Below are 8492 nucleotides of genomic sequence, written 5' to 3'. Positions count from 1 at the left end.
ATCTGCAGGCCGGAGCGCAGGATGTAGTTCTTAATCTCGGTCATCGTCGCCTCCGCCTGGGTGACGGGCGACGACATCAGCGTGGAGTAGGGGCCGTGAGGGATGATCGGCTCATCGGTCGTGAGTGTGATGTTCGTCTCGTCACCTGTGGTGGTGACTGCTTGTGGTGCGGGTGCTCTGTTCACGGTGCTGTTCTTCTTGGTACTAGCCACGGTTCTTGCCCTGTCAATCATTGTTGATCACTACGATGTGATTCCGCTCGTTGAACGACTCGCCCCGGCAGTGGGGCGGGAGGTCGTGAGTGTCTTGCCTGCGAAGTCGTGAGTGGTCTGGACGTCCTGACTTCTGCTACAGTCATCCTACCAACGTCAGACATAAGACGTCAGACATCAGGAGAGAATCAATGGCGATCACGACTCCGGCGGGTACCAGCCGCCGCAACTTCATCAGGCTGACCGGCACCCTGGGTGTGGCTGCCGGTCTTGCGGCCAGCGTGGCGGCGTGCGGCAAGAAGGGAGGTAAGGCGGCGAACAAGGACGGCGTCATCACGGCGGGCATCTCCTACGAGCTGGGCACCAACGGCTACGACCCCGCGACGACCAGCTCCGCCCTCACGATTGCGGCCAACTGGCACACCATGGAGGGGCTCACCGATATTCACCCGGCGACCCGTGAGGTGTACGCGGCTCTGGCGGCGGAGATGCCCAAGAAGGTGGACGACACCACCTACGAGGTGACGCTGCGCAAGGACGCGAAGTTCTCCAACGGCTCGGCCGTGACCGCTGAGGATGTCGTCTACTCCTTCGAGCGCATCCTGGTTAAGAGCTTGCCGCCGTACTCGAACTTCCTCCCCTTCATCGACAAGGTGGAGGCCAAGGATGCCAGTACCGTCACCTTCAAGCTCAAGCACGCCTTCGTGCTCCTGCCTGAGCGTCTCAGTGTCGTCAAGATCGTCCCCAAGGCGGTCGTCGAGGCCGACCCCAAGAAGTTCACGTACAACCCTGTTGGCAGCGGGCCCTACAAGATGACGGACAACGGTGCGGCGAAGCAGGTCATCGTGTTCGAGCGCAATGACCACTACAACGGTCCGTACCCGGCACTGGTCAAGACCATGAAGTGGAACATCATGCCCGATGACACCACCCGTACCAACGCGATGACCTCTGGCTCCGTGCAGGCCATCGACGCCGTCCCTGCGGCCAACCTGCCGACCTTCAAGGAGCCGATCAAGGTCTCGGCGCTGCAGGGATTCAGTCTGCTCTTCGCCATGTTCAACAACACCTCCTTCTCCAATGTCAAGGCCCGCCAGGCGGTGCTCTACGCCCTGGACTACGACAAGATCTGTAAGGACGCCATGGCTGGGCTGGCGACGCCGGCGACCTGCTTCGTCCAGGAGGGGCACCCCGCGTACAGGAAGGCCAAGACGGTCTACTCCAAGGACCTCGACAAGGCCAAGGCGCTCCTGGCTGAGGCCGGGATCACCAGTATCAGGATGCTGTGCTCGGACCACGGCTGGTTCTCCGGGGTGCGTCCCGTCATCCGGGAGAACCTCGAGGCTCTTGGGGTCACGGTCAGCTATGACGAGAAGAAGTCCTCCGATTTGTACAACTTCATTGAGTCCGAGGACGGGGCGAACGCGTGGGACGTCGTCATCGCGCCCGGGGATCCCTCGGTCTTCGGTGAAGATGGGGACCTGCTCATGCGCTGGTGGTATGACACGCCTACGTGGATCGAGAATCGCATGCACTGGAAGGGCTCGGAGGGGCAGAAGGCGATCTATGCACTGCTCGAGGAGGGGGCCAAGCTCGAGGGTGATCAGCAGATCGCCAAGTGGCAGGAGACCTTCGACAAGATCTCGGAGGAGGTTCCCCTCTACCCGATCTTCCACCGTAAGAGCCCGATTGCCTACAACTCCTCGACCCTCAAGGACTTCCAGCCGATCAAGCTGACCGCGCTGTCCTTCCTTGGGACGGGGTCGACCAAGTCCTGAGAATCACACGCGGGCGGTGCGTCACTCTCTGGAGGGTGCTGCGCCGCCCGCGCTGCGCTTGTGGCGTCGGTGTGTCCGAGGCGAAAGCAACGGACTTGCGATCTGACGTCAGACATCAGACAATTGGGATGGTGGTCGACCTTGCGGCCGCCACGTCACCCAGCCGCCCGCTTAAGGCGGCAGGACGCTAACGCAAAGGAGCATTTCAGTGTCCAACCTCTTCCGCCTGATCGGACGGCGCCTGGTCGCGCTGCCGGTCATGGTGCTGGGCGTGACGCTGCTCGTCTTCGTCGTCATGTCGTTCTCCTCGGCAGACCCGGCGCGCCTCGCGCTGGGTGAGTCGGCCACGCCGGACGCCCTCGAGCAGTACCGAGTCGCCCACCACCTCAACGACCCCCTCCTTCAGCGGTACTGGGACTACCTCGTGGGCCTGGCCCACGGAGACCTCGGCACCTCCTTCACCGGAGTCGATACTTCTCAGCGGGTTGCCGAGGCCTTCCCCATCACGCTCCAGCTGACCTTCATCGGAATCTTCGCAGCCGTCATCGTGGCCACGATCCTGGGAATCATCGCGGCCCTCTACCGCGACAAGTGGCAGGACCAGGTCATCCGAGTCATCTCCATCGCGTGCCTCGCCACCCCGTCCTTCTGGCTCGCCCTGCTGCTCATTCAGTGGTTCTCCACTGTTCCGGGCGGCACTGGCACCTTCCCTGCGCTGGTTGCTGAATGGGTGCCTCTTGACGAGGATCCTGCCGCCTATGTCAACCAGATCTTCCTGCCGGCCCTGGCCATCGCGGTGCCCAATGCCGGCTCACTGACCCGTGTGGTCCGTACCGCCATGGTCGAGGAGCTCGACCGCGACTACGTGCGCACCGCCATCGGCGGCGGTGTCCCCAGGAACGTCGTCGTGGCTCGCAACGTGCTGCGCAACGCTCTCATCACGCCGTTGACCGTGCTGGGCCTGCGCTTCGGCTACGCCATGGGGGGCGCCGTCGTCATCGAGATGATCTTCAACATCCAGGGGATGGGCAAGCTCATCTTCGAGGGCATTACCCGTAATGACGTGAACGTCGTTCAGGGAGTCTCCATTACGGTGGCACTGGCCTTCATCATTATCAACATTGTTGTTGACATGCTCTACGTCCTCGTCAACCCACGAATCAGGAGCATCTGATGCTGCACCGCTCCACACTGGATAAGGCCTCCAAGCCCGGGACGCGCTTTCAGGGCTGGAAGGCGCTTCCCCTGGGCTCCAAGATCGCTGTCGTCGTACTCGGCCTCATCACTCTTATCGCTATCCTGGCTCCTGTCGTCGCCCCCTACTCTCCCAATGCGACAGGGCTCGCGGTGGCCAAGTCGACCGCCCACATTGAGGGAATTGAGGGCGCTGGAAATCTGACCACCAGTGACCTCTCCGTGGCCCCCTCGATGTCGCACCTGTTCGGTACCGATGCCACAGGCCGCGACATCTTCTCCCGCGCCGTCTACGGCTCGAGGGTCTCGCTGGTCGTGGGTCTGACGGCCACTGGCCTGGCCCTCCTGGTGGCCTCGGTCCTCGGCGCCATCGCCGCCACCTCCCGCAAGTGGATCGCTGAGACGCTCATGCGCGTGCTCGACGTCGTCATGTCCTTCCCGGGAATCGCTCTGGCGGCCGTCCTCGTCTCGGCGATGTCGACCCGCCTGCCGATGCTGCCGGTCATCATCGTCTCCATCGGCATCCTCTACATCCCCCAGCTCACCCGCGTGGTGCGCGCCAACATCATCTCCCAGTTCGGGGAGGACTATGTGGCCGCCTCCAAGGTAATGGGTGCCCCGGTGCCGTGGATCCTCCTCAAGCACGTGGCCCGCAACTGCATCGCCCCCATCATGGTCTTCGCGACCGTCCTGGTGGCTGACGCGATCGTCTTCGAGGCCTCGCTGTCCTTCATCGGTGCGGGCATCAAGTCCGTCAACACCCCGACCTGGGGCAACATGCTCTCCGAGGGCAAGGAGCTGCTCCTGTCGGGTCACTGGTGGCCGACCTTCTTCCCCGGCCTGCTCATCCTCATCACCACCCTGTGCCTCAACGTCCTGTCCGAGGGGCTCACCGACGCGATGGCCTCGCCGCGCATCAAGGCCAAGCCCGACGTCCAGGCCGATGAGGAGGCCATGGAGGCCCAGGAGACCCTGGAGGCCTGGGACGACGCCGCCGAGGCGGTGGTCGCCAACGCCTCCGTCGCCGATGGCGATGACGCCACGAACGGGCTGAGCTCGCTGACCGGCGTCGTCGCTCCTGCAGCAGAGGACGTTTCTCTGTCCGAGCGGCTCAGCTCCCTGCGGGTGGCCGAGCTCGCCCGGAAGGACCGGCTGGTCTACGAGGACACCGGTGAGGACCCGGTCCTGGAGGTCAAGAACCTCTCGATCGCCTTCCCCGAGCAGCACGGTGAGGTCAACATCGTCGACGGCGTCTCCTTCTCCGTGCGCCCCGGCGAGACCATGGGACTGGTGGGGGAGTCCGGCTGCGGCAAGTCCATCAGCTCGATGGCCGTCATGGGGCTGCTGCCTCCCTCTGCCCGGCTCTCCGGTGAAATCCTCTTCAAGGGGCGCAACATCCTTAAGATGACGCCCGCCGAGCACAACGCACTGCGCGGTCACGAGATGAGCATGGTCTACCAGGACGCCCTGTCCTCGCTGAACCCCTCCATGCTCATCCGCACCCAGATGGCTCAGCTCAGCGCGCGAGGAGGCACTCGTAGCTCCTCCGAGCTGCTCGAGCTGGTGGGGCTCGACCCCAAGCGCACGCTGCGCAGCTATCCGCACGAGCTCTCCGGCGGTCAGCGCCAGCGCGTTCTCATCGCCATGGCGCTGACCCGCGACCCCGCCCTGGTCCTGGCCGACGAGCCGACGACCGCCCTGGACGTGACCGTCCAGAAGCAGGTCATCGACCTGCTCAACGAGCTGCGTGAGAAGCTCGGCTTCGCGATGGTCTTCGTCTCGCACGACCTGGCCCTGGTGGCCAAGCTGGCGCACCGGATCACCGTGATGTACGCGGGCCAGGTGGTGGAGCAGGCGCCCACCAGCGAGCTGCTGGCCAACCCGGTTCACGAGTACACCCGGGGCCTTCTCGGAGCCGTGCTCTCCATCGAGGCCGGCTCCAAACGGCTCCACCAGGTGCGAGGGGTCGTCCCCTCACCCAGCGAGTTCGTCAAGGGAGACCGGTTCGCTCCGCGATCGTCCCACCCGACGGTCGGACTTGAGACCCGTCCGGTGCTCAAGCCCGTGCCGGGCACGACGGAGCACAGCTACGCCATCACCCCCGAGCTCGAGGCTCTGCTCGCGAAGGAGAAGCACTGATGTCGCCCAACACGTCTGCATCGTCCTCATGGAGCGAGGACCAGCCGATCGTCGAGCTCAGGGACGTCAACGTCATCCACAAGTCCCGCACCGGCGGCCTGTTCAACCCGGACACGGTGCACGCGGTCAACAACGTCTCGCTGAGCGTCAAGCGCGGAGAGACACTGGGGCTCGTGGGGGAGTCGGGATGCGGCAAGTCCACGACCGCCCGAGTCATGGTGGGGCTGCAGCCGGTCACCTCCGGTGAGGTCATCTTCAAGGGCCGTCCGTTGGGGCGCTCGGCCTCGGACCGTCGCGAGCTGGGACGCAGCATCTCGGTGGTTTTCCAGGATCCGGCCACGGCCCTCAACCCGCGCATGATCGTGCACGACGCGCTCATTGACCCGCTCAACGTCCACGGAATCGGGTCCTCCAGGGAGCGCGAGGCCCGGGTTCGCGACCTGCTCCACCTGGTCGGGCTGCCCCCCAGCGCACTCAACGTGCTGCCTCGGCAGATCTCCGGTGGTCAGCGCCAGCGCGTCGCCATCGCCCGAGCGCTCGCTCTGGACCCCGACATCATCGTGGCCGACGAGCCCACCTCCGCTCTGGACGTCTCGGTGCGCGCCCAGGTGCTCAACCTCCTCCAGGACCTCAAGGCCTCCTTGGGGCTGGGGCTGGTGTTCATCAGTCACGACATCAACACGGTGCGCTACGTCTCGGACCGGATCGCCGTCATGTACTTCGGCAAGATCCTCGAGATCAACACCACTGAGGAGATCTTTAACAATCCTCAGGAGGAGTACACGCGCACTCTGCTGTCGGCAGTGCCCTCGCTGCTCGATGTCTGAGTAGACGGCCCCTGTCGCGGCCGGGGCCGTCAGCACCTCCGGTGAGGGGCGAACCCACTTGGGTCCGCCCCTCACCCGGCGCATCAGGGCGCCGGCCAACCCAGGCACCGGGGTGGCGCCAACCGAGAGCATCTGCAACAATACCTCGTGACGTCAGATGTCAGACGTCCGATAACCTTTCAATGAAGAGAGTCACCACAATGGACAACCGTTTCACCGGCGTCATCCCGCCGGTTGTCACCCCTTTCACCGCCGAGGGCGAGGTTGACTTCGACAGCCTGGACAAGGTCGTCGAGCACCTCATCGCCGGTGGTGTTAACGGCCTGTTCGCCTTGGGATCCTCCGGAGAGGTCGCCTACCTCACCGACGCCCAGCGCGACGCCGTCATCGAGCGAGTCGTCAAGACCGCGGCAGGACGCGTCCCGGTGCTTGCCGGTGCCATCGACACCACCGCCCACCGGGTCATCGACCAGGCTCGCCGGGCTGCCGCCCTGGGCGCCGAGGCGATCGTGGCCACCTGCCCGTTCTACGCGCTCAACGACGCCGAGGAGATCAAGGCTCACTTCCGCGCCATCGCCGCGGCCATTGACGTCCCCGTCTTCGCCTATGACGTTCCCGTGCGCCTCGGCGGCGCCAAGCTCGGTTGCGACCTGCTCGTCGAGCTGGGCAAGGAGGGCGTCCTGGTCGGTGTCAAGGACTCCTCCGGCAACGACGTCGCCTTCCGCAGGCTGGTTGCCGCCAACGAGGCCGCCGGCCACCCCCTGGCCCTTCTGACCGGCCACGAGTGCGTCGTCGACGGCATGCTCCTGCTGGGCGCCGACGGCCTCGTCCCCGGATACGGCAACGTGGACCCGGTCCGCTACGCCCAGATGTGGAAGGCCTCCCGCGAGGGGGCATGGGATCAGGTGCGCCGCCTCCAGGACGAGGTGTGTGCCGGCTTCGAGATCGTCTTCGTGCCCCAGGGCCGCTCGGCCGACGCGACCGGTATCGGAGCCTTCAAGACCGCCATGGAGGCGATCGGGATCATCGCCACCAACGAGATGGCCTTCCCCGTCAAGGCTCTCGAGGGTGAGACCAAGGAGCGGGTCCTGCAGATCGTCAAGGCCCAGGGCCTCATCTGACGTCCCGACGGCTGCATGCCCGTGGCCGACATCTTGACTGCCACGGGCATGCAGCCGCCATCGCAACAGCGAGGCCTCGATCCTCGTCTCAAGCGGCCTCCCGCGGCCGCCCTCATCCCCTCAACTTTTCAACCCGGCGCGCCAGCGCCCAACCTCCCGTCGGAGAGCGTCATGAGTCAGGATGTCCTCCCATCCGCCCCCCTCAACCCACCACCATCGTCGTCCGGCCAGGAACCGCTCGTCGTCGGACTCGACCTGGGCGGCACCAAGATGGCCGCCGCGCTGGTCGACGCCGGCGGAACCCTGCAAGGGCCGGTGAGCTCCTGCCCGACCCCGGCTCACGACGGTCCTGCCGCCATGCTCGATGCCATCAGCGGCCTGATCGCGAAGGTCGTCGAGACCGGAACGCACCAGGAACCCGGTCAGGCCGCGGCGATCACGGCGGTCGGGATCGGCACCGCCGGCGTCGTCGACGTCGAGCGGGGGATCATCCTGTCGGCCACCGACGCCATCACCGGATGGGTCGGCACGCAGGTCGCCACCGGCGTTCGCGAGCGGCTCTCCGCCCAGGGGCTGGGTGAGCTGCCGATCCACGTCGAGAACGACGTCGACGCCTACGCCGCAGGAGAGGCCTGGCTCGGTGCCGGCACCGGGGCCGAGGTCGTCCTCATGGTGGCGGTGGGAACCGGGGTCGGCGGCGCCCTCGTCATCGAGGGGCGAACCCGCAGGGGCGCCCACCACGTGGCCGGCGAGATCGGCCACGTCCCCGTCCCCGGGGCCCAGGGCGAGCCCTGCACCTGCGGCAGGGCGGGGCACCTGGAGGGCGTTACCGCTGGGCCGCAGATCCATCGCCGCTACCTGGCCAAGGGTGGAGACCCCGACGTTCCCGACGCCCGCGGGGTCGAGGAGCGCGCCGCTGCGGGGGACGATATCGCCGCGGAGGTCTACCGCGACTCGGCCGCCTGCCTGGGCAGGGCACTGGCTGGACTGGTCACCGTGATCGACCCCGACGTCGTCGTCGTCTCGGGCGGACTGGCGCGTGCCGGCGACCTGTGGTGGGAGCCCCTGCGGCAGACCTTCGCCGCAGAGATCATCGACCCCCTGGCCCCCATCAAGATCCTTCCCGCCACCCTGGGGACCACCGCGCCGATCGTCGGCGCGGCTCGCGGTGCCCTCGCCCTAGCCACCAGCAACGACAACCACCGCCCCTAGCCGTCGGCC

Annotated in this window: 6 protein-coding genes and 1 pseudogene; 6 read left to right on the top strand and 1 reads right to left on the bottom strand. The window is 66.0% G+C overall.

Going from position 1 to position 8492, the window contains the following annotated elements; all coding sequences use genetic code 11:
* A pseudogene (locus tag RIV14_RS06405) lies at nt 1-185 on the bottom strand (GntR family transcriptional regulator); the annotation flags it as partial.
* Nucleotides 186-403: 218 nt separating this feature from the next.
* Between RIV14_RS06405 and RIV14_RS06400 the strand changes: the two are divergent.
* The 6 genes from RIV14_RS06400 (at nt 404) to RIV14_RS06375 (ending at nt 8483) form a co-directional block, all read left to right on the top strand.
* Entirely contained in the window at nt 404-1990 is a 1587-nt protein-coding gene (locus RIV14_RS06400; protein WP_075371709.1) for an ABC transporter substrate-binding protein, read from the top strand.
* A gap of 208 nt (nt 1991-2198) precedes the next feature.
* A complete protein-coding gene (locus tag RIV14_RS06395) occupies nt 2199-3164 on the top strand; it encodes an ABC transporter permease (protein WP_075371710.1) in 966 nt (321 codons plus the stop codon).
* The gene (locus RIV14_RS06390) at nt 3164-5323 is read left to right on the top strand and encodes a dipeptide/oligopeptide/nickel ABC transporter permease/ATP-binding protein (RefSeq protein ID WP_075371711.1); all 2160 of its coding nucleotides are present in this window, start codon (nt 3164-3166) and stop codon (nt 5321-5323) included. Before RIV14_RS06395 ends, RIV14_RS06390 begins: the two co-directional genes overlap by 1 nt.
* The gene (locus tag RIV14_RS06385) at nt 5323-6150 is read left to right on the top strand and encodes an ATP-binding cassette domain-containing protein (protein ID WP_075371712.1); all 828 of its coding nucleotides are present in this window, start codon (nt 5323-5325) and stop codon (nt 6148-6150) included. The genes RIV14_RS06390 and RIV14_RS06385 overlap by 1 nt, the downstream gene beginning before the upstream one ends.
* 200 nt (nt 6151-6350) lie before the next feature.
* Complete coding sequence (locus RIV14_RS06380) at nt 6351-7271, top strand: dihydrodipicolinate synthase family protein (RefSeq protein WP_075371713.1); 921 nt, start codon at nt 6351-6353, stop codon at nt 7269-7271.
* Nucleotides 7272-7442: 171 nt separating this feature from the next.
* Nucleotides 7443-8483 carry an ROK family protein gene (locus tag RIV14_RS06375; RefSeq protein WP_075371714.1) on the top strand — a complete coding sequence of 347 codons (1041 nt, stop codon included), beginning with the start codon at nt 7443-7445 and terminating at the stop codon, nt 8481-8483.
* Nucleotides 8484-8492: the final 9 nt, after the last annotated feature.

Origin of the sequence: Actinomyces acetigenes (genome assembly GCF_031296635.1) — a bacterium.
GTDB classification, from domain to species: Bacteria; Actinomycetota; Actinomycetes; order Actinomycetales; family Actinomycetaceae; genus Actinomyces; species Actinomyces acetigenes.
The sequence above is the reverse complement of the archived record's forward strand: the minus strand, read 5'-3'. Positions and strand labels throughout refer to the sequence as shown.